Here is a 20731-nt window from a genome sequence, read left to right as displayed (position 1 = left end):
GTCTGAAATCAATTTTAGGATTGTGTGACAGACTTCCAGATTTTCTCCAATTCAAGCTTACTTGCTTGAAGGCTTTGCAGCAAAATCATTTGGTTTTTAGCACGATCAAAGTTCTGCTCCGGATATTCTACTTTGTAATACACATTACCTTGAAGGTGATCGGTGAAAAAACGAAGTCCCATAATGCAGGTCATCACCTCTCCGGCTATCAAGAGCGACTGGCTTTCCTCAGCTGTTGTCAATGTTTTCACACCTTCCCAGTAGCCTTTGAGTAAATGCTCGAAAACTGGAATTTCTAACTGGATTCTTTCCCAGTTTCGGCTAGTCTCGGCTTCGGAACAAGCCACAGTTCGCACCAAATCCCCAAAATCATACATCAAATACCCACTCATCAGGGTGTCCAGATCGACCAAAGCCTCCACTTTTTGTAAGTCATGTGAAAAGATCAGATTGTTGATTTTGGTATCGTTGTGCGTAAGACGAGCTGGAAGGACAGCTTGGAACTTTTGGTAAGCTTCAATAAGATCCTTTTGACTCAAGTAGAAATCCAATACTTCCTGATCTTCCTGAGAAAGTGTTCCTTGCTCATTAGCCACTTCTTGCAGCTTTGCGAAGCGCAAATCCAATCGATGAAAATCTGGAATACATTCCTGCAATTGTTCTGTATCTACATCCTTGCCCCATTCGGCAAAAACCCCGTACGCTTTGGCGGCTAAATAGGCTTGTTCTGGAGCAGTGATTTCCTGGATCGTCTGACCCGACACAAATTCAAACAAGCGAAATAGTCGGCCGTCCACGGTGGAAATCAAGCGATTGTTTGAATTCAATAGAGGCAGCGGAAGCTGAAAGGGCAGAAAGGTGTCATTCCCCTGGGATTTCACCAATCGCTGGTTATGCGAGATGCGCTCTGGAAACTGAAACACCGCATTGTTGAATTCCTGCAAAATGAATTTGGAATCTCCTGACTCTATCAAATAGGTGCCATGGATCAGCCCTGCTCCGAAAGCCTTAAATTGGAAATTTTCAAAAGGATGAAATTTGTAATTGGCAAGAATGCCAGCCATCTGTTCCTGGTTCATGACCCAAAGCTATGACTTCGCTATCAATTCAGAATCACCAAACGAATAAAAATCTCTCACAATCTCCATAGTCAAGTCAGACCATCATCTAACCAGCCACTCAAGTGTACACATTTGCAAAATGATTAGAATTTCAGGAGAAAAGACAGCTTTTATTTCGCAGAAACACCAACTTGCCAAAATTCTGAGCAATCTTCGGAGAAGTCTTTTTCCACTTTGAAAGAAAATAAATACATTAGCAAAATTTATCACATAAGTGTAAATATATTTTCCAAAAAATTTAAAGAACTAGTAACCCCAATAAATCATGAATGTAACCACCATAGACTGGGCGATCATCGGAGCCTTCTTTGTGATCTCGCTACTCATAGGGCTCTACACCTCAAAGAAAGCCGGATCCTCAGCCAAAGAGTTTTTCCTGTCTGGCAGAAACATGCCCTGGTGGTTATTGGGAGTATCTATGGTGGCTACCACTTTTTCGGCTGATACGCCAAATTTGGTAACCGACATCGTGAGAAAAAACGGTGTTGCTGGCAACTGGGCCTGGTGGGCGTTTTTGCTTACTGGCATGCTCACCGTATTTGTCTATGCCAAACTTTGGAGAAGATCCGAAGTGACTACAGATTTGGAATTTTATGAATTAAGATACGCTGGCAAAGGAGCAGCATTTCTAAGAGCCTTCCGAGCATTATACCTAGGTGTGTTTTTCAATGTAGTGATCATGGCCACCGTATCACTGGCAGCCATCAAAATCGGCGGAGTCATGCTTGGCCTGAGTCCCATACAAACCCTTTTGATTGCCTCCATCGTGACGGTACTCTATAGTTCCCTTGGTGGATTAAAAGGCGTTTTGCTGACTGATTTCTTTCAGTTTTTCATTGCTATGATCGGCTCATTCGGAGCAGCATATTTTATCATCGATTTACCAGAAATCGGCAGTTTAAACAATCTATTGACGCATGAAAATGTGGCTGGAAAACTGGATTTCCTTCCAGACTTTTCTGATCCAAATGCCTATATCCCATTATTTCTGATGCCAATTGCCATACAGTGGTGGGCTACTTGGTACCCGGGTGCTGAGCCCGGTGGAGGAGGTTACATCGCCCAGCGTATGCTTTCTGCCAAAGATGAAAAGAATGCAATTGGAGCGACCTTGTTCTTCAACATAGCCCACTATGCCATGCGCCCTTGGCCTTGGATCTTGATCGCGCTTTCATCTTTGATAATTTTCCCCAATATCTCTGACCTTCAGACCGCTTTCCCAGATATCCCTGCGGATAAACTGGGAGATGACTTGGCTTACTCTGCCATGCTGACTTACCTGCCCACTGGATTGATCGGTATTGTGCTGGCATCCTTGATTGCTGCGGTGATGTCCACACTTTCTACTCACCTCAACTGGGGTTCCTCCTATATAGTGAATGATTTCTACCTGAGATTCATGAAACCAGAGGCTTCGGATAAGGAACTGGTGGCTGTTGGAAGAATCTCTACGGTGGTTTTGATGATCCTATCGGCTACTTTGGCACTGGCACTTTCCAGTGCATTGGACGCCTTCAATATTCTGCTTCAGATCGGTGCTGGTACTGGTTTGATCTTTATCCTTAGGTGGTTTTGGTGGAGAATCAATGCTTACACGGAGATCTCAGCTATGGCGATTTCATTTGTGGTTGCGATTTTCTTCGAAGTGATCAACCCAAAAGTGGAATGGATCATGATCCCGGAAAACCAAGCTTATTTGAAATTGATCTACAGTGTGAGCATCACCACAGTAGGCTGGTTGCTGGTCACCTTCTTTACTGCACCGGAGAAAGATGAGGTTCTTTTGTCATTCTACAGAAAAGTCACTCCTGCTGCTTTTGGCTGGAAAAAAGTACTGGACAGATACCCTGGTGAAAAGCAGGTAATCGGTCAGCTTCCAAAAGAAATCGGGTTGATGGCCATTGGTTCGGTCATGATTTATTCGGCCTTATTCGCTACAGGATTCTTTATTTACGGCAATTTCCTTTCAGGAACCATCGCGGCTATAATAGCGATCGCCGGAGGGATTTTTGTAATTAAATCCTGGAAAACAATGAACTAATTCTCAAACTTTACGGAATTCATCAGGTGGGCCATGTCCACCTTGATGTATTCTATGACCGGAGATAGAGAATCATTTTTCATTGCTGTATTGAAATACAAAGCCCCACGAAGGAAATTATCAGTAGAGTCAGTAACGAAAAACTGAAACTGAGTAGGCACTTCACCTGAAAGTTCCGCAGCCACCCCAGTGTACCCCTCAGGAGTAACCAATACCGACTCTTCTATGCCATAAGCCTTTACCTGATGCTTAGCAGTCAATTTAAAAGCATCATTCGATAGCTGCTTGAACACCACCTTATCGCCATCTATCGGCATATAAGTCAAATGTACCTTCGCCCCAAAATCCGTGTAATTCAGGTTTATCCAGTCTTTTTGGCCTAAATTAAAAGAGTCTGCTTCTACCTGAGCATATTTGGACACAGCTATTTGATAAGAATAGGCATCCCCTATACCTTGATAATCATGCGGAGGCAGGTCTATTCTATTGTACCCTGTGGGCTTTGGAAGGTAGTTTTCTTCACAGCCGAACAGTAAAAGACCAGCCAATACAATACATAATCGTTTCCTCATGGCTTAAAATTAGACAAAGTGTTTGATTTGGGTTGCGAATAGGTGAAATTTAAGGAAATAACCAATCCACCTTACTTATGAAAAAAGCATTTCATTATTTCGCCAGCAGCGCTTTGGTAGCCCTTTTCACCTTAGTCTCCACCGCCAATGCCCAAACTACCAAAGAGGAGTTTATGAGCAAATGGGAAAACAGCAAGCAGTTCACCATTGATGTGCTGAATCAAATGCCGGATTCTGGCATGGATTACAAAACTGATGATGAAGCCATGACATTTAAAGAGCAGATTCATCATATCGGAAATGCAATCGTGGGAATTTCCCAGGGGTTCCTGAAAGGGTCAGACCCGGGATTCAGCATTGACTTAGCTACAGCATCCAAAGCCGATTTAGCGGACTACGTAGGCAAGTGCTATGACTATGGCACCAAAACCATGATGGCGCTTTCTGATGCAGACGCTGGGGAAAGCATAGAAGTCTTTGGCAACAACGTAACCAGAAGACAAGTAATGGCCCTTCTGATGGACCACTCCACGCACCACAGAGGTTCAGCCATCGCCTACCTGCGAGTACAAGGTGTAGAACCACCGGCCTTTGTAGGCTTCTAAGTCAGGTCCCCAATAAAAAAACGGCAATGATTGAATTTCATTGCCGTTTTAGTTTTTAAGCTTCTACTCTCGAATCCAAGCTACTTTTTCGTCTAAGGATTCCCGCTTTCCTTCCGGCCAATTATCGGTAGCAGGTTTCGCCACATAAAAGAATCCCATCAGCGTATCTTCCCCTTCCAAGCCAAAATCTTCTCTGGCTTCTTGCCAGAAAGTGGGTCCACCAGTTCCCCAATAAGCAGCCAAACCGTGAGCTGAAGCTGTCAAGTACATGTTTTGCACCGCCATGGCTACTGCTGCGATTTCCTCCATCATTGGAATACCCTGCGAACGCTTCAGTAGAATGGCTATGACATGGGAAGCTTTCAAAGGCTGCTGCTTGAACTTTTCATAGGTAGCCTCTATAAAAGGGGTGCCGATCTTTTCGGCTCTCTGCTTGTACAGTTCCGCCTGGTAGTCAGCAAATTTCTTTAATCCCTCCCCAGTATACACAATGAACCTCCACGGCTGGGTAAGTTTATGAGTAGGCGCCCATCGGGCATTTTCCAGCATCTCTTCTATGATGGAATCCTCTACCGGATCATTCTCTTTGAACTGTGCAGCAAACATGGATCTACGTCCACGTATGATTTTATTGACTTCTGTTATATTGAAATCGGGCTTTTGCATAAAAACTAGTATTTAATCTTTGCTATTAAGTTAATGGTAAGGTTTGAAAGACCACAAAAGTTTCCAATTCTCATGGATCAAAGGAGAAAAATATCATAGGGCAATCAGAACTAGAAATCATGGAGACGACTGGTCCAAACCATTGTTGAAAACCAAAATCACCCCCTTTAATACTCACCGGCTAATATCTGCTTCCTGAGCGCCGGGTCAAACTTCTCAATGGCATAACGCAAGGCTGTTCTGGGCATCTTCTTGTAGTGCTTTTTCAAAAACGCCATTTCCTCATCCATATCTTGATTTCCGATCTCCCTCAACATCCAGCCCACTGCTTTATGGATCAAATCATGCGGGTGATGAAGAAGTTTTTCAGCCAAAGCCAAAGCATCCTCAAATCTATCCCGTTTGATCCAATAATAGGTACTGACCATGGCCACTCGCTGCTTCCATAGCTGTCCAGAATCCGCCAGATCATAAAAAAGTGTTTTCTCCCTATCTAAAAAATAATGACCTAGGATGTGATGACACGAACCATCCACCAGATCCCAATTATTAACATATTGCAAATGGGAAAGGTAAAAATCCACCACTTCTTTTTGCTCCGTTTCAGACTTTAGTTTCTGGTACCGGTAAACCAAAATAAATAATGAGGTCAACCTGACTTCGTGAAATTCATCTTGTAGCAACTGCGAGATTTCTTGGTTTGAAATCTCTTGGTACACCTGCTTGGCCACCTTGCGCTGCTCAGGAACTTTAACTCCGAGGAATTTATCCCCTTCTCCATATCCCCCAGGGAAGGACTTGAAGAATCTGGGGAAAAATGCCGCTTTCTCGGGGATTGATTTATCAGCCAGAGCCGCTTTTACTTGTTCTGTTAATTCGCTCATAGCCAAATATAAGCCACACCACTAGTTAAAAGTCATCTCCTCCATCAAAATCCCCTCCTTCTCTTCGGCTTCCGCCTTCTGGCTTTTCCTTAAATCCACCAAACCTGTACGTAAATGACAAGGTTCCCACTCTAGATTCCCGCTGAAAAACACGCTTTTCATCGAACCTTGGATTTTCGGTGGTGATTCTAAAGTTACGGGTATTAGAAATATCCGTCACATTTAGGGCGATGGTACCTTTGCCATTCAGCACATCTTTTCTAAGCCCTATATTCATGGTAAACTGAGGTTCGATTTGCCCTTGCGGCAGCACTATTGGTCCTCGGTAATTTGCCTGAGCCTGTACGCTAAACCAATCAGGGATCAACCAGTTTGCTAAAAGATTCAAAGTCCAGCTGAAGTTTTCATTGCTGAAGTCCTCTTCGATATTCGAAGCATTGATTTTTGAATAAAAGAGGTTTCCCGTCAATGTAGCATCCAGGTTATTGCTCACCTGGAATTGATTGATCAGTTCAAAACCAGTGCTGGCTCGGGTGTCTGCATTCTCCCTACTTTGGATAGCCACATTGTCATCGGTCAAAATCGTTATACGGGTTTCTACATCGGTACTGTACCGGTGATATACCGTCGCATTCAATAAGTACCTTTCCCAGCCTTTCATATACCCCATCTCATAGCTATCGGTAAATTCCGGCTGTAAGTATGGGTTTCCAATGCTGAAATTGTACTGGTCTCTCACTCTATAAATGGGAGCCAGATCCCATATACTTGGTCTGGAAATTCTTCTGGTATAATTCAGTGTCAGTTCGTTTTCGGGCGCAATGGTATAGGAGAAAAATGCGCTTGGAAACAAATTGAAATAATCATTTGGAATACTTTCCTGGTTACGGACAGTTTCTCCTAAGGTCTCCGTGTATTCACTTCGCAACCCAAGCTGATAGCCAAATTTGCCCTTGGTGTTTTTATAAGTGAAATACGCCGCGTACACCCGCTCGTCAAAATCAAAAGTATCTGAAAGGGAATCTACCACCACTGGCTCAAACTCCGTAAACTCATCCCCCTGCGCAAACTCCTGGCTCCACTTCCAGTTCCCGATAGTCGCCTTCAGCCCAGTCTCTATTGCTCCACCATTTGCGAATGGCTTTTCATAGTCGAGCTGCGCTACATATAAATTACTGGTTCTAGGCCGGTCATTAGTTTGAATCAATCTTTTGGTCGGGTCAGATGTTCCGGATTCGTCGAAGTACTCTTGATTGGAAAGATCGGTCTGCTCTCTTTCATCATAAGAATAGGAGAGCGCCGCATAAAGCTTTTGCCCAAGGGTATCCACATCCCAAGTGTAGTTCACTCCCCCCTCATAATTCCCACTATTACTCCACTCCTCATTGACACGCATAAAACTGGAATCTACCGAGCCCGTATTGCTCAAGTTCAGCTGAGTCACATCCGAATACTCAATTTCATCATCGAAGTTGCCTTGAAAATATACACCGAGCATGCTCCTATCCGACACATTATAATCAACTCCTCCACGTATCAAATGCGTTTTTTCCACTTCATAGCCATCTTGATCCTGCTCTAACTTGGGTGAAAAACCTTCCAGATTATTACTTCTGCTCCCTTCTCCGAACTCCAATTGTCGCCTATCCTGCCAATTATAGGAAGCATAATAATTTGCTTTTTCTGTACCATAATTCAGATTGACCCCTGCCTGATATTTATCTCTGGTCCCAATAGAAGCATTTAGCTGTCCATTGAACCCGGTTTTTTCATTTTTCTTCAAGATGATATTGATGATCCCGCCTACTCCGGTGGCATCGTACCGGGATGATGGATTGGTGATTAGCTCCACAGACTTGATACTACTTGCCGGAAATTGTGCCAAAATACTTTCCGCATCGTCACCGGAGAGGTTAGATGGACGCCCGTTAATGTAAATAAGGATGTTCCCACTGCCTCGCATGGTAATTCCCCCTTCGTCATCCACTTGGATAGATGGCAAAGTCCCTAACAGCTGAGAGGCTGTTTGACCCTCTGCCACGATGCTATTTTCTACGTTATATGTCCTTTTGTCTATATCTGACTCAAACATAGAGGTAACACCCTCTACTACCACCTCATCCAAATTCTGGGCATCTTCTTCAAGGGTAATTGTCCCCAGATTTACATTGGGTTTGCTGCCTAAACTGATTTTCTCATAAAACTCCAAATAGCCGATGAACCCAACTCTCAGAATATATTCCCCAGAACTGGTATTAAACTCAAAAGATCCATCCAGCTCACTCATCGCACCGCTCACTACTGCTGAATCCCTTGTACTTAACAGTGCGATATTGGCAAACTCCAGAGGGGACTCCCGCTTGCCGTCCATTACTTTGCCCTTCAGCGTAACATCCTGCGCCCATAGATCAACAGGAGAAAAGGCAGCACATATCAAAAGAAAAAAAAGCGTAAATCTAGTCATGGTTTGAGCTTAAAGTTGGTTTGAGGACTTTGCAAAAAGCTATAGAAAACTAATCTTTGTTTGAATTAATTCTTTGTAAATCAATTACATTATCCACTTACATCATTAACCCCTAGATGCAGCTAAGGTTTTATTTTAATTTCAAAACTTGCCCTAAGGATAAATGGCTGGATGAATTGGCGATTAATTGTGTAAGCGGACGAGTAAATCAATTCCTGTTTTTTCCCAAAAGGCAATCCCCCGAGTTTATTATCTTTAAAACATGAACCAACTATTCTTTTTGACAAAGTTTTGGCTGATTACCTCATTATTGTTCCTGCCTGAACTTGCTATTCCAACTCAGGCACAAAACCTTGACAGTCTCATTCAAAAATATGAGCAATCTGACCCCTCAGATTCAATAGCCGGAGTCTATTTACTTCAATTGATCGAATCGGCAGAAAAGCAAAAGGCATACGATCAAATGGCAGAGTACACCATGCAGTTTTATCACCACTATTCACCTGTGGCCAAAAGCACCGCGCAAAAACAAGAACTCCTGCGCAGAGCAATCTCCTATGAGTCTAAGATCGAGGATTCTGAAACCCGGGGAAGTCTTCATCTGAAATTAGCCGGTGCATTTTATGATCTTCAGCAGTTTGATTCGGCCATACTGGAATATAGTGCTGCCATGGAGCGATTTGAACCTAAGGATTCAATTTTCCTTGCAGATGCATATTTTTTCCGTGGGCAGGCAAACGACTACCAAGGAAATCTACTCAATGGCATGCAAGATTATCAGGAGGCAGAAAAAATATATTCAGCCCTTGGTGATGAAGAATATGCAAATTATGTCAAAGGCGGCATGGCTATTTTATTCAGCAAATTCTCCATCTTCAACAAAGCCGAAAAAATCCGAAACGAGCTCATTTCCTATGCTTTGGCCAACGAAAATTTACAGGAGTATGCTATACAGCTCTATAATAAAGCCTCAGATTACCAGAAACAAGGCCGCAAACAAGAACACCTGGAGCATCTCCTCAAAGCAGATTCCCTGGCAGTATTCGAGCCGGTGGACTACTACCTGGCTGTGATGCTTAAGCTCAATCTGAGTATATACTACGGGGAGCAAGCCGATTTAGAAAAGCAATCAGACTACCTAGCACAAGCTAAAACCCTGCTCCCTAAAGTGCCCACTATCTCAGCATCAAATCCTACGTACCTCAAAGCCCAGGGAAGTTTGGCCTATAACCAGGGAAAGTATGATGCCGCAAAAAAACTGGCGGAACAGTCCCTTCAAAATGCAAAGGCATCCGAAAACATGGATCACATCATCCACAGTTACGAATTGCTTACTGATATCCATCAAAAGCTAAATGAACCCCAAAAAGCACTGGAAACTCATCAGACCTTGATCCACTACAAGGACTCCTTATTCACCGCAAATCAAGCCAGTACTTTCTCCTATTATCAAACGCTATATGAAACGGAAAAAAAGGAGTTGGAAATCCTAAACAAAACCCAGGAAATAGAATCCATCAATCAAAAGAACAGCGCCAGGTTACGCTGGATTTTTCTGATCATATCCCTTTTGATCGTAGGGGCGACGGTCATCTTCCTTTGGAAAAACCTTCAGCATGAAAAGCGAAAAAAGGAAATGCAGTCAAAATTCACCCAGGAATTGCTTAAAAACCAAGAGCAGGAAAGAGTTAGGATTTCCAAAGATCTTCACGATGGAATAGGCCAAAGCCTGCTCCTTATCAAAAACAAAGTGGCACTGGCAAAAGACACGGACACGGGAGAGCTGCTGGACACAGCCATCAGCGAGCTGAGGGCAATAGCACGCTCATTGCACCCCATGCAGCTGGAAAAGTTAGGCTTTACCAAAGCCGCCGAACACCTCCTGGAACAGATCGACCAGGAAACAGAAATTTTCGTTTCCTACGAAATTGACAACCTGGAAAGTGTCTTGAACAAGAACATCGAACTGCAACTTTATCGAATTCTACAGGAATCAATAAATAATGTCCTAAAACATTCGGATGCCAGCGCTTTGAGGGTTAACTTCCGCAAAATTGAGCAAGCTGTCGAGCTGAAAATCGAAGACAACGGGCAGGGATTTGATTTTTCACAAAAGCTAAACGACTTTCAAAGCCTAGGGCTCAAAACCCTAAAGGAAAGAATTGCCTCACTGAGCGGAACCATGAAAGTAAACTCTGAAAAAGGTATGGGGACCAGCCTAAGTTTTATAGTATATGTCTAGTCAGAATATCACCGTAGTCATTGCTGATGATCACCCTATTTTATTAAAAGGCCTGAAGGATTTTCTTCTAGACCTTGACATGAACATCGTCGGAGTGGCCAGTGAGGGTGAAGAAGCGCTGAAGCTTATCCTAGAGAAAAAGCCAAGTCTGGCCATCCTGGACATGGAAATGCCACACAAGTCCGGGCTGGAAATAGCTTCTAAATGCAAAGAAATGAAGCTCCCTACCAAAATCATTCTGCTCACACTGCACAAGGAACTATATCTTTACCAGCAGGCTAAAGAACTGAATCTTTCCGGATACATACTTAAGGAATTTGCCCTCGATGATTTGACCAAAGCCATTGCCAAGGTGCTTGACGGAGAGCAGTTTTTCAGTGAAAAGATATTTGAAGGGCTGAAAGATCAGCTCCAAACAAAGGAGGAAACCCACCTCACCCGCTCTGAAATAAAGATCCTCCGATTGATCGCCGAAGGAATCTCTACCAATGAAATAGCGGACAAGCTTTTTATATCTGTTCGGACGGTGGAAAAACACCGGAGTAATATGATTCAGAAGCTAAATCTGGACAAAAAGCACAATACGCTGTTAATCTGGGCTCAAAAAAACCGGCACCTGATAGACTGAGTACCCTCTTTTCTCGATTTAGGTTGAAAAATACGTGTTTCTACGTATTGAATATGCAGTGTTCTATGGATAGGTTTGAAGTATGCTTTCGCATATTAACTTTTATTCCTATGAAAATCTCTAGTCAAACAGGAAATTTCAAAATCATCCAAACCATCAAAAACCGGGACGAATTACTGGTTTTAGGCTCTTGGCGGGATTTGATCAAGGTGTTTGCCAGCCAGAGAATTTTTCTGGTCAATAAGAAAGAATCCTTATTTGGGCTCTACCTCTGCAAGCAGGAATGCGCTGATTTTGTGTATCAGATTATCCAGGAAATCAACTATTGTGAATGGGATGCGATTAACTTGGACACCAACGAGCCTCCCCACCACTATAGAGCCATGGGGTAAGTTATTCAGCAAAATAAATTTAGTGCATCTCGGATCATCCGGTCCACATTTTTCTCTGCATCCTTATCAAATTCACCGCTAGGACGATTGGCTACTATCGCATTCAAACTAAGCATCCTATGGCCTAGCAGCTTGCCCATGGCATAATACCCTGCAGTTTCCATCTCAAAATTAGTCAGCTTCAACCCTGCAATTTCCAACTTCGCGAGGTCTTCAAGCATATTTTCCAATTTTGGCTTGAGCCGGATTTCCCTCCCCTGGGGCGCATAAAAACCCGGAGCCGTGAGGGTAACTCCACGGTAAATACTTGCAGGTAGTTTTTGTAAAAGTTCAGGTGAAGCAGAGGCCTGATAGGGCAGAAAAGTTAAATTCAGCGTCTTTTGCACTAATGATGCCCAATCCTGATTTTCTTCCAAAACAGGGTAAAACTGCATCAGGGTATCTATTCCCACCGCTTTTTCCGATGCCAATAGACTACCCACAGGCAGGTCTTTTTGCATACTGCCAGAGGTACCCAACCGAATGATATCCAAGCTTTTTTGCAGGGGCTTTACCGTGTGGGTTTTAAGATCTACATTCACTAAAGAATCCAGCTCAGTCATCAGGATCTCCACATTATCAGTGCCCATCCCAGTGCTCATCACAGTAACTCTCTTCCCACGCACTCTTCCCGTGTGGGTGACAAATTCTCTCTTCTGGCCTTTGAAATCAATCTGGTCAAAATACCTGGAGACCTTTGCCACGCGATCAGGGTCACCTACAGTAAAAACCAGTGAAGCCAGGTGTTCTGGCTTCAGGTTCAAATGATAAATGCTTCCATCAGCATTTAAAATCAATTCGGATTCTGGGATCTGTCTGCTCACGCTACAAGTTAAGCATTTGATTCAGCTTTGGCTTTACGATTCAGCCCTTTAAAAGGGTTATAGCCGTTGGTATTTTTCTGATAATATCCAGTACCGTCGTATGGACGCTTATCCGGGCTTTCTTTACATTCTTCCGAGCAGGCTCCCTCCATTTTCCAACCACAATCTTCGCAGATCGGCACATGGGCATTGCAGGTGGAGTTGGCACAGTTGACCATGCGATCAGATGCAGTGCCGCATACATGGCAGGTGGAAATCACCTTAGGGTTTACCTTATTGACATCTACTGCGATTCGATTGTCGAATACATAGCATTTGCCTTCAAAATCCTCACCTCCGGCTTCCATTCCGTATTTGATGATCCCACCATGAAGCTGGTACACATCTTCGAAACCCTGCTCCAGTAAGAAGGCCGATGCTTTCTCACACTTGATCCCGCCGGTACAGTAGGTCAGAACTTTCTTATTTTTCAGGTGCTCCAGCTCTTTTACTTTCTCGGGAAAATCACGGAAATTATCTATATCCAAGGTCATCGCATTCTTGAAATGCCCCAGTTCATGCTCGTAATTGGAGCGCACATCCAGGATAACCACATCTTCCTGATCCTTCAGTTTTTTGAATTCTTCTGGATCAAGATGCTTACCGGTGCGCACATTTGGATCGAGATGACGAAGCGCACTGTGGACGATTTCCGGCTTGTATCTCACATGGATTTTAGCAAAAGCATGCTTTTCATGCGAATCGATTTTAAACTCAGTCTTGGCAAATCTGGGATCGCTATGCACATAAGCCATATACTTTTCGCAGTCTTCTTTCAGACCTGAAACTGTGCCGTTTAGTCCTTCATCAGAAATGATGATACGGCCCCTGATGTTGTTTTCTACGCAAAATAGATGATGCTGCTCCCGGTACTCTTCCGGGTTTTCAATTTTTGCGTAGCAATAATAAAGCAGAATTTGATAATTGTTATTTTCCATAACTGAAGCCCTGTTTCGGCAGGGTGTTTTTAGGATTTATAATTTTAGAAGGATGAATTTTTATTTAACTTTTGCAGCTGGGTTTCCAAATACAGTTTCATTTGCTCCCACAGTGGAGATCACAACTGATCCAGCCCCGATTCTGGCGTTTTTGCCAATGGTCACTCCCGCTACAATCGTAGCTCCAGACCCGATAAAGGCCCCTTCTTCCACCACCACATCTGAGTTGATCACCGCACCAGCCCCAATCTGCACAAAATCGCCCACCTTAGCCTTGTGCTCTATGATCGCTGCCGAATGGATAATGCAATGACTTCCCACCTGCGCACCTGCTCCTACATTGACATTGGCATTGATAAAATTACCATGCCCTATGGAAGCATCGGTAGAAATATATGAGCGCTCATGAATGGCATTGACAGGCTGAACCTTACGTCTCTCGTTCAATAATTCTACTAAAAACTTTCGGTATTTCGGATTTTCCTCCGCCACAAAGGCGACTGTCTTCTGACCTATTAATTTCAGAAAACCATCATCCTCTGGATTTCCCAATACAGTAACCGTGTTAATCTCTGTCCCATGGATTTTTTCGTCCTCATCCAAGAGGCCATAGACGATCACATTATTGCTATTGAATATCTCAAGTGCCGGATGAGCAATTCCTTTTGCCCCAAAAATAATAACTGGTTTCTCCATAGTTTTCTGTATTTCAGGGTGCAAAAATACAGGAATTCACCGGCTTACCCAAAAATCATTTGGATCCAGATTTGATTAAAGTCTGAGCAATTTTGCACTGCAAGCATTTCTTCGGCAAGCAGTAGTAATTATACAAGCCTATCATTCCCTGGGTATCAAAAGCATTGGCGGTGCTCCAGCCGTAGGATTGGAACCTGCGGATGATGTGGTTATTCTCAGCCGGCACTTCCTGCAGGAGATCAAAACAACGCTCCTGCCAGTCTGGCTCTTCAAAATACCTCCCATAGGCAAACCACAGGGGAATCACATAATTGATCACCAAAAGCTCTACGACGGTAGTAGAAATTCCTGATGTGGCCTGTCGTGGGGAGGGTTTACCAAAGTTATAGTGAAACTGCCAGTAATCGCTGGGCTTGACTTTCAGCAATTTCTTGAACCCTGAGAAATCTTTAGAATCCTGCATCACCGAACGAAGCAAACTAGGTGCTTGCGATAAAATAGCTGCCAGCTGAGCTATCCTAACTGTGGGAAAATTGCTTGGACGTACGCCCATAAATTTCCAATACTGCCTATTCATGGAGCTCTCCAGCTGATATTTTTTCTTCAAAAAGACATACTCCCGGATCAAATGCTGAACGTAAGGCTCTTCAGATTCAGCAGGAAGCAGTCCTGCAGTACCGATCAGAATAGCCTCTAATGTCGATAAATTATCCCGGTGTTTTAACAGCAATTTATAAGGGACTTTAGCTGAAAGCTCGCTCATAGCCTGACTATTGACCTTAAACCCAAAACAGGTAAAAAGCCAGCGATAGGCCGTCTCCTCCCAGTCATCTGTGGTAGCACGCACTATTTTCAGAATACCCGAGGATTTTTGTTGCAGTCGCTCTACCAGGGCCTTCTCCAGAGCTGAAAAACGGACAATCTCTGCCACGGTATTCAAACCATGGGCGCAGGGCAAATCAGCCTTGTAATCCAGCAATTGCTCGTAATTCCTCCACACATCTAAGAAAATTAATCCCTTCAGCTCCAATGTGGGCATGGGAGTGCCGTCATTTCTAAACACCTCCCGGTCATTTTCCCAGACCACATGCAATACCACAGAATTGTATGCGGGATTTTCCCCATGAGCATGCTGCTTCCATTCACTGGCGAGTCGGTGAACTTCCACATGACCATGAAAAATCACACCCCCTACCTCGATGACCGCATCCCGAAAATCCGGTCCCTCCCCTAAGTTATGAAACCCAACCTGAATAATTTTGAGCTCATCTCCGGAGCTAGTAAGTAGATTGCTTTTAGTGAAATATTGAAATTTCCACACCAGTTGCAAAAAGTCTTCTCTGAACGTCATAAAAATATAGGTTAAAATCAATGGAATTTAACCAAAAACTAAAAAACAAAAAAGTCAGGAAACCCTGACTTTCGAAATCAATTCACTAAATCAGACCGCTCATAAATATATGTCCAATAAACGTTTCATTTCTGCCTGTAGCTTTTGAGCTTCCATTCTAGCTGCTTTCGCAAAATCCTTTTCACCAGAAGCATAGATAATCCCCCGGCTGGAATTTACCAAAAGTCCGCAAGTAGCATTCATCCCATATTTCGCCACCTCCTCCAAACTGCCTCCCTGAGCTCCCACACCTGGCACTAAGAAAAAATTATCGGGAACTACTTTTCGTACCTCTGCGATTAACTCTCCTCTAGTGGCACCCACTACATACATCATATTCTCAGGAGTGCCCCAGCTTTGGCTTTTCTCCAAGACTGACTGGTAAAATGGTTTACCCTTTTCATCCTTAATCAGCTGAAAATCCATGGATCCGGCATTAGAAGTCAATGCCAGAAGAATTACCCATTTGCCTTCAAATTCCAAAAAAGGGGTGACGCTGTCCGCCCCCATATAAGGAGCTACAGTCACGGAATCAAAATTCATTTTCTCAAAAAATGCCTTCGCGTAAAGCTTGGAAGTATTTCCAATATCCCCCCTTTTAGCATCTGCAATGGTAAAAATCTCCCTTGGAATGATCTCCTCCACTTTCTGAAGTGTTTCCCATCCCTTTGGCCCCAGCGCTTCAAAAAAGGCAATATTAGGCTTGTAGGCCACTGCAAACTCAGCTGTCTCTTCTATGATCGCACGGCAAAAACTGAAAATAGGATCTTTCTCCTGCAATAGGTGCTTGGGTATCTTTGACAGATCTGGATCTAAGCCCACACACAGGAAGGAAGATTTTTGTTTGATTTCAGAGAAAAGCGCTGCTCGGTTCATGGATGATAGAGTTTTGGCAAAGGTAAGAAAAGAGGATTAGCTATTTTTGGAAAAAACCGATTTATGAGATTCTCACTACTTACAATTACACTATTTATGATCATTCCCATGGCTATGGGACAGCGTATTGCCGGGCATTGGTCATGGGTAGATGCTCCCGGGGACAGAAGTTTTGAGATTGAACTTTGGAAGAATGTAGCAAATCCGGATTCGCCAAATTCCTATGATTTTGTAGGAACACATTGCGGAGTTTATTACAATGGAGGAAGAATGGATTGTGCAGAAGAAATTTCCATCCGGCTGAAAAGTAAGGAGGAAAATATCTTAACAGGAATCATCAAAAGTGCCTATTCCGAGTCTGTTTCTAAGATTAAACTAACCGTCCTTGCGGATAAAAACCGAATAAAATGGGAGGTGACAGGTGCTGAGGGCCAGTTTTATTTCCCTTATGATGCGGTTTTGGAAAAGTGAATTCAAGATCCTGATAAGTAGATAGAGCAGCAATGGTTTCTACGAACTCCTGCGCCATAGTAGTTTTACCAACTTGCCATGGACCAAGAATAGCAATTGCCGGAAAATCAGGCATCAATTCTTGCAGTTTCAATATCAAATCTCGTACAAGCATCCCATTGAAAAACAACTGTTTAACTATTTTGATCAAAATTAATTGAAATCATAGCCCCTGCCAGAGAAACCAGTGCTGTGATCAAGAAAAAGATCAGACTGAAAGCGACAGCGATGGACTCGTCTATGCCAGCATAGGTGTGCGCATAGACGAAAACCAGTTCCCGGGCACCCACTCCACCTATAGTCAAAGGCAGTACTGCTACAATGGAGGAGAGTAAAAACACCAATTGATAGGCTAGAAAATTCTCTGCCACTCCCAGGCTTTTAAGGATAAAATAGGCACAAATCAATTGAGCCAATTGGCCAGCCATCGACCAGGCATTGGCTTTCCAAAAAGAAGGAAGAAATACCTTAAACATGAGTTTTTGTACCAACCAAAAAACCGGAAACACTAGCAAAGCAGCCCCAACTATTAGCAGCTCCCAAGGTACATCTGATACAAATGGCAAACTTAAATCCACAGGAAGCACCATTGCCAGCAATAAAAAAACAATCGCTACCAATCCCCCCAATCGATCCAGCAGCGCTGCTTGAACCAGTGACTTGACAGGAGTCTGAAAGTGCTTGTTCAATAAATAAACCTTGTAACCATCACCGCCAATTCCACCGGGAAGAAAGAGGTTATAAAACATCCCGATCAGATAAAGCTTTAAATTGAGCTTTTCTGAAATATATAGTTGGGTGTTTTTGAAATACAGATTCAGTCGAAAAGCAGTAAAAACCTTGCTCAGCACAAAAGTCAATACTGCTGGCAGGAGCCAGAGCCAGTGGATGGTTTTGGTGATTTGCCAAAGCTGGTCGGTGTCGATTTTGCGAAATACCAGAAACAACGCCAAGCCGGTCAAAACCAGCTTCAAGGCAGTTGTTAGTTTCTTTTTAAGAGAGCTCGCTGTTTTCGCCAAAATTGAATAGCTATGAGATGCGATTTACTCGGATAATTTCACTTCAGGTTCTTCTACACCCTGATAAACAGATTTGATGGTGTAGGTCTTTTTGTCCTGGGATTCAAAATAAGTCCTAACTATAATTTCTGCTATGATCCCTGTGGTGATAAACTGGATTCCACCCAGAACCAGTATGAATCCTAAAATCATAATTGGCCTACCCCAGATATCATCTCCCATGATTTTCAGCACCAATAAATAGAGATTTATCAGGAAGCCGATCAAAAATGCAATGATGCCAATCCCTCCGAACAGGTGAATAGGACGCTGAAAATACTTTTGAAAAAACAACATCAGAATCAAATCTGACATCACTTTAAAAGTGCGGCTCAGTCCATATTTGGATTCTCCATGAATCCGCGGATGGTGTTTCACATCCATTTCTGTCATGCGGGCTCCCTGCTGTTTTGCCAGAACAGGAATGAATCGATGCAGCTCTCCGTATAGCCCCATACCTTGGGCAATTTCGGCTTTGTATACCCGGAGTGTACAGCCGTAATCATTGAGATAGACTTTAGTGGTATTTCTGATTACCCAGTTGGCAATTTTACTGGGGATTTTGCGCAGCACAAACCCATCTTTTCGGTTAGCTCGCCGACCTGCTACCACATCCCACTCCTCGTCCATAGCCTTTTGAAGCATCACAGGAATATCCGTAGGGTCGTTTTGAAGATCTCCATCCATAGTGGCTATGTACTCTCCGATCGCCATATCGATACCAGCGGCAAGAGCGGTGGTTTGCCCAAAATTCCTGTTGAAAATAATCAGCTTGGTGCGGCTATTGGCATATTTTTTCACCTCCGCCACGGTTCTATCAGTAGATCCATCTTCGATCAGGATTACTTCATAGTCTATTTCTTCCAAAGCAGAATAGGTGGCTTCCAAAAGAGGTTTTATGTTATCCTCTTCGTTATACACCGTGATGACAACTGAAATAAGGGGCTTGCTCATGTGCTAAAATTTCATCAAAAATACGCCAAAATACTTCGGGGCACAAAAAAACACGGATTTTGAACTAGACAATGAGGCTAAGCTAGCTTCAAACTCTTCAATCAGCTTATCTTTGAGCTATGGAGATAGAAACTGCGCACCAATACAAAATAAGCCCTTGGGTGGTTATGCTTGCCTTCGTCATTTTAGTTGGACCATTTGCGCTCAGCTTTCACATGCACTATCCGGATGAAATGTACTACACGGACGCTGCAGTAAAAATGCTCCAAAACGGAGATTATCTCACCACTTATCTGGGCAGCGGCGAACTACGGTTCAAAAAACCGATTGCGACATATTGGACTGTGCTGGTGGGGTTCAAGATCTTTGGAGTCACTCCCTTCGCCTCCCGTTTTTTCTTCCTGATCGCGGGAGCACTTACAGTTGGGTTGACCTTTGCCACAGCAAAAATACTCACCCAAAACGAAAAAGTAGCCGGACTGTCGGGATTGATCATGGCCTCTAACCCAGTCCTGATATTCAGTGCTACACGATCCATTCCAGATATTCTTTTGGTCATGACCATGACCGCTAGTGCGCTGGGCTTTGCTGCTTTGATTCGCTTCGGTGATGCCGTACCCAAAAAATACCTTTGGATACTCTATCTCAGCCTGGCTCTGGCTTTTGAAGTAAAAGGCCTCCCAGCTGCTGCTCTCGGAGGCATAGGATTAATTTACTTGCTGGTAAACCCTTGGAAGAAGATTTCATTCAACACCATTTTTCACATTCCTTCAATCTCAGCCGCTGTCTTCGTTGCCTTGTTTTGGTTTGTGGCCATGTGGAAAATCCATGGTCCCACTTATTTAGACAGTTTTCTACATGATCAGGTAGGAACCCGTGTGGCTTCTCGATACCTGTTGATTATTCAAAATGGCTTTTTGGCCTTTTTTATCCTGATTTTGATTTTTTTACCCTGGGTTCTATTTGGCTGGAAAAAGGTTAAATCATCCGTCTTGGAAACCAGAAAAGAAGCCCCTACATTTTTCTGGTTTGCTATACTATGGGGACTGGCCATTTTAGGAATGGGTGCCATGACCAGCAAATTTTACGAACGTTACTTACTCCCTGTAGCTCCGGTTTTAGCCATTCTTATCGCGTGGATTTTAATGAATGCAAACTTTGAGCAAAGAACCCGAGGTCTAAAAATCGCGAGTTGGTTCTTCCTGATATTGAACACCATCATTTTGCTTTTTAGTCTTTGGCTAAATAGTAATCTCGGGGCTCCACTCTGGATCTATGTACAGCTGGCAGTCGGAGGAATCTTTTTGCTTTATTTGGGGCAGCTCACACTGAATAACACGAAACTTCCCAAAGCCATATCCTATGGTTTTATGCTGCTTTTCTTTATGATTTCTACGGGAACCTTTCAGATCTCCTTGCCTGATCAAGGGCAGCAAGTGAAAGCATTCGCCGCTCGGGAAAAAATTTCTCCTGAAGAACAAATAGGATTCCTAGGAAACTTGCACACCAGCAGTAAGATCAGAATCGGACTGGGCACAGATTTTCAAATGATTGATTTGCCGCGCTATGGATTTCGATCAGAAATCAAGAATTATGACCGGCTGATCATCGAGGACAGATACCTAGACTCCATAGATGCCTCGGGCTTTCAAAAGAAAGTAGCTTCCCTGAACTGGGCATCCAGAGCCATCCCAGACCTTTTACTACAGGCAGGAAGTGAGGAGTTCAATCAAATCCTCGAAGAGAAAGGGCAGAAATACTATTGGCTGGAAAGAAGGGGGGAGTGATTCAC

19 protein-coding genes are annotated in these 20731 nt (G+C 43.5%); 7 read left to right on the top strand and 12 right to left on the bottom strand.

All coding sequences use genetic code 11. The features are described from left to right. Window positions 1-14: 14 nt before the first annotated feature. Window positions 15-1079, bottom strand: a complete 1065-nt coding sequence (locus PBT90_RS00710) for a phosphotransferase enzyme family protein (RefSeq protein ID WP_264808443.1) — start codon at window positions 1077-1079, stop codon at window positions 15-17. 307 nt (window positions 1080-1386) lie between these two features. On the opposite strand from PBT90_RS00710, the gene PBT90_RS00705 reads away from it, so the two are divergent. Further along, window positions 1387-3162 carry a sodium:solute symporter family protein gene (locus PBT90_RS00705; RefSeq protein WP_264808442.1) on the top strand — a complete coding sequence of 592 codons (1776 nt, stop codon included), beginning with the start codon at window positions 1387-1389 and terminating at the stop codon, window positions 3160-3162. Here the strand turns inward: PBT90_RS00705 and gldD are convergent. Then, entirely contained in the window at window positions 3159-3734 is a 576-nt protein-coding gene (gldD, locus tag PBT90_RS00700; protein WP_264808441.1) for a gliding motility lipoprotein GldD, read from the bottom strand. The two genes, PBT90_RS00705 and gldD, sit on opposite strands and share 4 nt — an antisense overlap. A 77-nt stretch (window positions 3735-3811) precedes the next feature. Here gldD and PBT90_RS00695 point away from each other — a divergent pair, with 77 nt between their 5' ends. Continuing rightward, a complete protein-coding gene (locus tag PBT90_RS00695) occupies window positions 3812-4339 on the top strand; it encodes a DinB family protein (RefSeq protein WP_264808440.1) in 528 nt (175 codons plus the stop codon). Window positions 4340-4402: 63 nt separating this feature from the next. Here PBT90_RS00695 and PBT90_RS00690 read toward each other — a convergent pair whose 3' ends face one another. From PBT90_RS00690 to PBT90_RS00680, 3 genes are all read right to left on the bottom strand, one after another. Next, window positions 4403-5005 carry a nitroreductase family protein gene (locus PBT90_RS00690; RefSeq protein ID WP_270131084.1) on the bottom strand — a complete coding sequence of 201 codons (603 nt, stop codon included), beginning with the start codon at window positions 5003-5005 and terminating at the stop codon, window positions 4403-4405. Between the two features lie 167 nt (window positions 5006-5172). Next, the gene (locus PBT90_RS00685) at window positions 5173-5889 is read right to left on the bottom strand and encodes a DNA alkylation repair protein (RefSeq protein WP_264808438.1); all 717 of its coding nucleotides are present in this window, start codon (window positions 5887-5889) and stop codon (window positions 5173-5175) included. Between the two features lie 25 nt (window positions 5890-5914). Beyond that, window positions 5915-8353, bottom strand: coding sequence for a TonB-dependent receptor domain-containing protein (locus tag PBT90_RS00680; protein ID WP_264808437.1), 2439 nt, complete (start codon window positions 8351-8353; stop codon window positions 5915-5917). A 262-nt stretch (window positions 8354-8615) separates the two neighbouring features. On the opposite strand from PBT90_RS00680, the gene PBT90_RS00675 reads away from it, so the two are divergent. The 3 genes from PBT90_RS00675 (at window position 8616) to PBT90_RS00665 (ending at window position 11615) form a co-directional block, all read left to right on the top strand. Further along, on the top strand, window positions 8616-10595 hold the full coding sequence (locus PBT90_RS00675; RefSeq protein WP_270131081.1) for a tetratricopeptide repeat-containing sensor histidine kinase: 1980 nt from the start codon (window positions 8616-8618) through the stop codon (window positions 10593-10595). Beyond that, on the top strand, window positions 10588-11223 hold the full coding sequence (locus PBT90_RS00670; RefSeq protein ID WP_264808435.1) for a response regulator: 636 nt from the start codon (window positions 10588-10590) through the stop codon (window positions 11221-11223). Before PBT90_RS00675 ends, PBT90_RS00670 begins: the two co-directional genes overlap by 8 nt. A 110-nt stretch (window positions 11224-11333) precedes the next feature. Beyond that, complete coding sequence (locus tag PBT90_RS00665) at window positions 11334-11615, top strand: hypothetical protein (protein WP_264808434.1); 282 nt, start codon at window positions 11334-11336, stop codon at window positions 11613-11615. A gap of 5 nt (window positions 11616-11620) precedes the next feature. On the opposite strand, the gene PBT90_RS00660 is transcribed toward PBT90_RS00665, so the two are convergent. From PBT90_RS00660 to pyrF, 5 genes are all read right to left on the bottom strand, one after another. Then, complete coding sequence (locus PBT90_RS00660) at window positions 11621-12478, bottom strand: nucleoside phosphorylase (protein ID WP_264808433.1); 858 nt, start codon at window positions 12476-12478, stop codon at window positions 11621-11623. Between the two features lie 8 nt (window positions 12479-12486). Further along, entirely contained in the window at window positions 12487-13455 is a 969-nt protein-coding gene (gene trhO / locus PBT90_RS00655; RefSeq protein WP_264808432.1) for an oxygen-dependent tRNA uridine(34) hydroxylase TrhO, read from the bottom strand. Between the two features lie 60 nt (window positions 13456-13515). Beyond that, the gene (locus PBT90_RS00650) at window positions 13516-14151 is read right to left on the bottom strand and encodes an acetyltransferase (RefSeq protein ID WP_264808431.1); all 636 of its coding nucleotides are present in this window, start codon (window positions 14149-14151) and stop codon (window positions 13516-13518) included. Between the two features lie 55 nt (window positions 14152-14206). Then, window positions 14207-15502, bottom strand: a complete 1296-nt coding sequence (locus PBT90_RS00645; protein WP_264808430.1) for a DUF2851 family protein — start codon at window positions 15500-15502, stop codon at window positions 14207-14209. 99 nt (window positions 15503-15601) lie between these two features. Next, window positions 15602-16417: an orotidine-5'-phosphate decarboxylase gene (gene pyrF / locus PBT90_RS00640; RefSeq protein ID WP_264808429.1), complete on the bottom strand. Its 816-nt coding sequence runs from the start codon at window positions 16415-16417 to the stop codon at window positions 15602-15604. Between the two features lie 63 nt (window positions 16418-16480). Here pyrF and PBT90_RS00635 point away from each other — a divergent pair, with 63 nt between their 5' ends. After that, window positions 16481-16888: a hypothetical protein gene (locus PBT90_RS00635; RefSeq protein WP_264808428.1), complete on the top strand. Its 408-nt coding sequence runs from the start codon at window positions 16481-16483 to the stop codon at window positions 16886-16888. Window positions 16889-17061: 173 nt separating this feature from the next. Here PBT90_RS00635 and PBT90_RS00630 read toward each other — a convergent pair whose 3' ends face one another. Then, window positions 17062-17901: a lysylphosphatidylglycerol synthase transmembrane domain-containing protein gene (locus PBT90_RS00630; protein ID WP_264808427.1), complete on the bottom strand. Its 840-nt coding sequence runs from the start codon at window positions 17899-17901 to the stop codon at window positions 17062-17064. 69 nt (window positions 17902-17970) lie between these two features. Continuing rightward, the gene (locus PBT90_RS00625) at window positions 17971-18939 is read right to left on the bottom strand and encodes a glycosyltransferase family 2 protein (protein WP_270131073.1); all 969 of its coding nucleotides are present in this window, start codon (window positions 18937-18939) and stop codon (window positions 17971-17973) included. A gap of 119 nt (window positions 18940-19058) precedes the next feature. Between PBT90_RS00625 and PBT90_RS00620 the strand changes: the two genes are divergently transcribed. Next, window positions 19059-20726 carry an ArnT family glycosyltransferase gene (locus PBT90_RS00620; protein ID WP_270131071.1) on the top strand — a complete coding sequence of 556 codons (1668 nt, stop codon included), beginning with the start codon at window positions 19059-19061 and terminating at the stop codon, window positions 20724-20726. The last annotated feature ends 5 nt before the right edge of the window (window positions 20727-20731 follow it).

The sequence above is a fragment of the Algoriphagus sp. TR-M9 genome (assembly GCF_027594545.1).
In the GTDB taxonomy this organism is placed as follows: domain Bacteria; phylum Bacteroidota; class Bacteroidia; order Cytophagales; family Cyclobacteriaceae; genus Algoriphagus; species Algoriphagus halophytocola.
The sequence above is the reverse complement of the archived record's forward strand: the minus strand, read 5'-3'. Positions and strand labels throughout refer to the sequence as shown.

What these genes read in the sequence shown, in the direction of transcription:
- PBT90_RS00710 (WP_264808443.1), bottom strand. Translation starts at nt 1,079, where the DNA reads ATGAACCAGGAACAGATGGCTGGCATTCTTGCCAATTACAAATTTCAT.
- PBT90_RS00705 (WP_264808442.1), top strand. Translation starts at nt 1,387, where the DNA reads ATGAATGTAACCACCATAGACTGGGCGATCATCGGAGCCTTCTTTGTG.
- gldD (WP_264808441.1), bottom strand. Translation starts at nt 3,734, where the DNA reads ATGAGGAAACGATTATGTATTGTATTGGCTGGTCTTTTACTGTTCGGC.
- PBT90_RS00695 (WP_264808440.1), top strand. Translation starts at nt 3,812, where the DNA reads ATGAAAAAAGCATTTCATTATTTCGCCAGCAGCGCTTTGGTAGCCCTT.
- PBT90_RS00690 (WP_270131084.1), bottom strand. Translation starts at nt 5,005, where the DNA reads ATGCAAAAGCCCGATTTCAATATAACAGAAGTCAATAAAATCATACGT.
- PBT90_RS00685 (WP_264808438.1), bottom strand. Translation starts at nt 5,889, where the DNA reads ATGAGCGAATTAACAGAACAAGTAAAAGCGGCTCTGGCTGATAAATCA.
- PBT90_RS00680 (WP_264808437.1), bottom strand. Translation starts at nt 8,353, where the DNA reads ATGACTAGATTTACGCTTTTTTTTCTTTTGATATGTGCTGCCTTTTCT.
- PBT90_RS00675 (WP_270131081.1), top strand. Translation starts at nt 8,616, where the DNA reads ATGAACCAACTATTCTTTTTGACAAAGTTTTGGCTGATTACCTCATTA.
- PBT90_RS00670 (WP_264808435.1), top strand. Translation starts at nt 10,588, where the DNA reads ATGTCTAGTCAGAATATCACCGTAGTCATTGCTGATGATCACCCTATT.
- PBT90_RS00665 (WP_264808434.1), top strand. Translation starts at nt 11,334, where the DNA reads ATGAAAATCTCTAGTCAAACAGGAAATTTCAAAATCATCCAAACCATC.
- trhO (WP_264808432.1), bottom strand. Translation starts at nt 13,455, where the DNA reads ATGGAAAATAACAATTATCAAATTCTGCTTTATTATTGCTACGCAAAA.
- PBT90_RS00650 (WP_264808431.1), bottom strand. Translation starts at nt 14,151, where the DNA reads ATGGAGAAACCAGTTATTATTTTTGGGGCAAAAGGAATTGCTCATCCG.
- PBT90_RS00645 (WP_264808430.1), bottom strand. Translation starts at nt 15,502, where the DNA reads ATGACGTTCAGAGAAGACTTTTTGCAACTGGTGTGGAAATTTCAATAT.
- pyrF (WP_264808429.1), bottom strand. Translation starts at nt 16,417, where the DNA reads ATGAACCGAGCAGCGCTTTTCTCTGAAATCAAACAAAAATCTTCCTTC.
- PBT90_RS00635 (WP_264808428.1), top strand. Translation starts at nt 16,481, where the DNA reads ATGAGATTCTCACTACTTACAATTACACTATTTATGATCATTCCCATG.
- PBT90_RS00625 (WP_270131073.1), bottom strand. Translation starts at nt 18,939, where the DNA reads ATGAGCAAGCCCCTTATTTCAGTTGTCATCACGGTGTATAACGAAGAG.
- PBT90_RS00620 (WP_270131071.1), top strand. Translation starts at nt 19,059, where the DNA reads ATGGAGATAGAAACTGCGCACCAATACAAAATAAGCCCTTGGGTGGTT.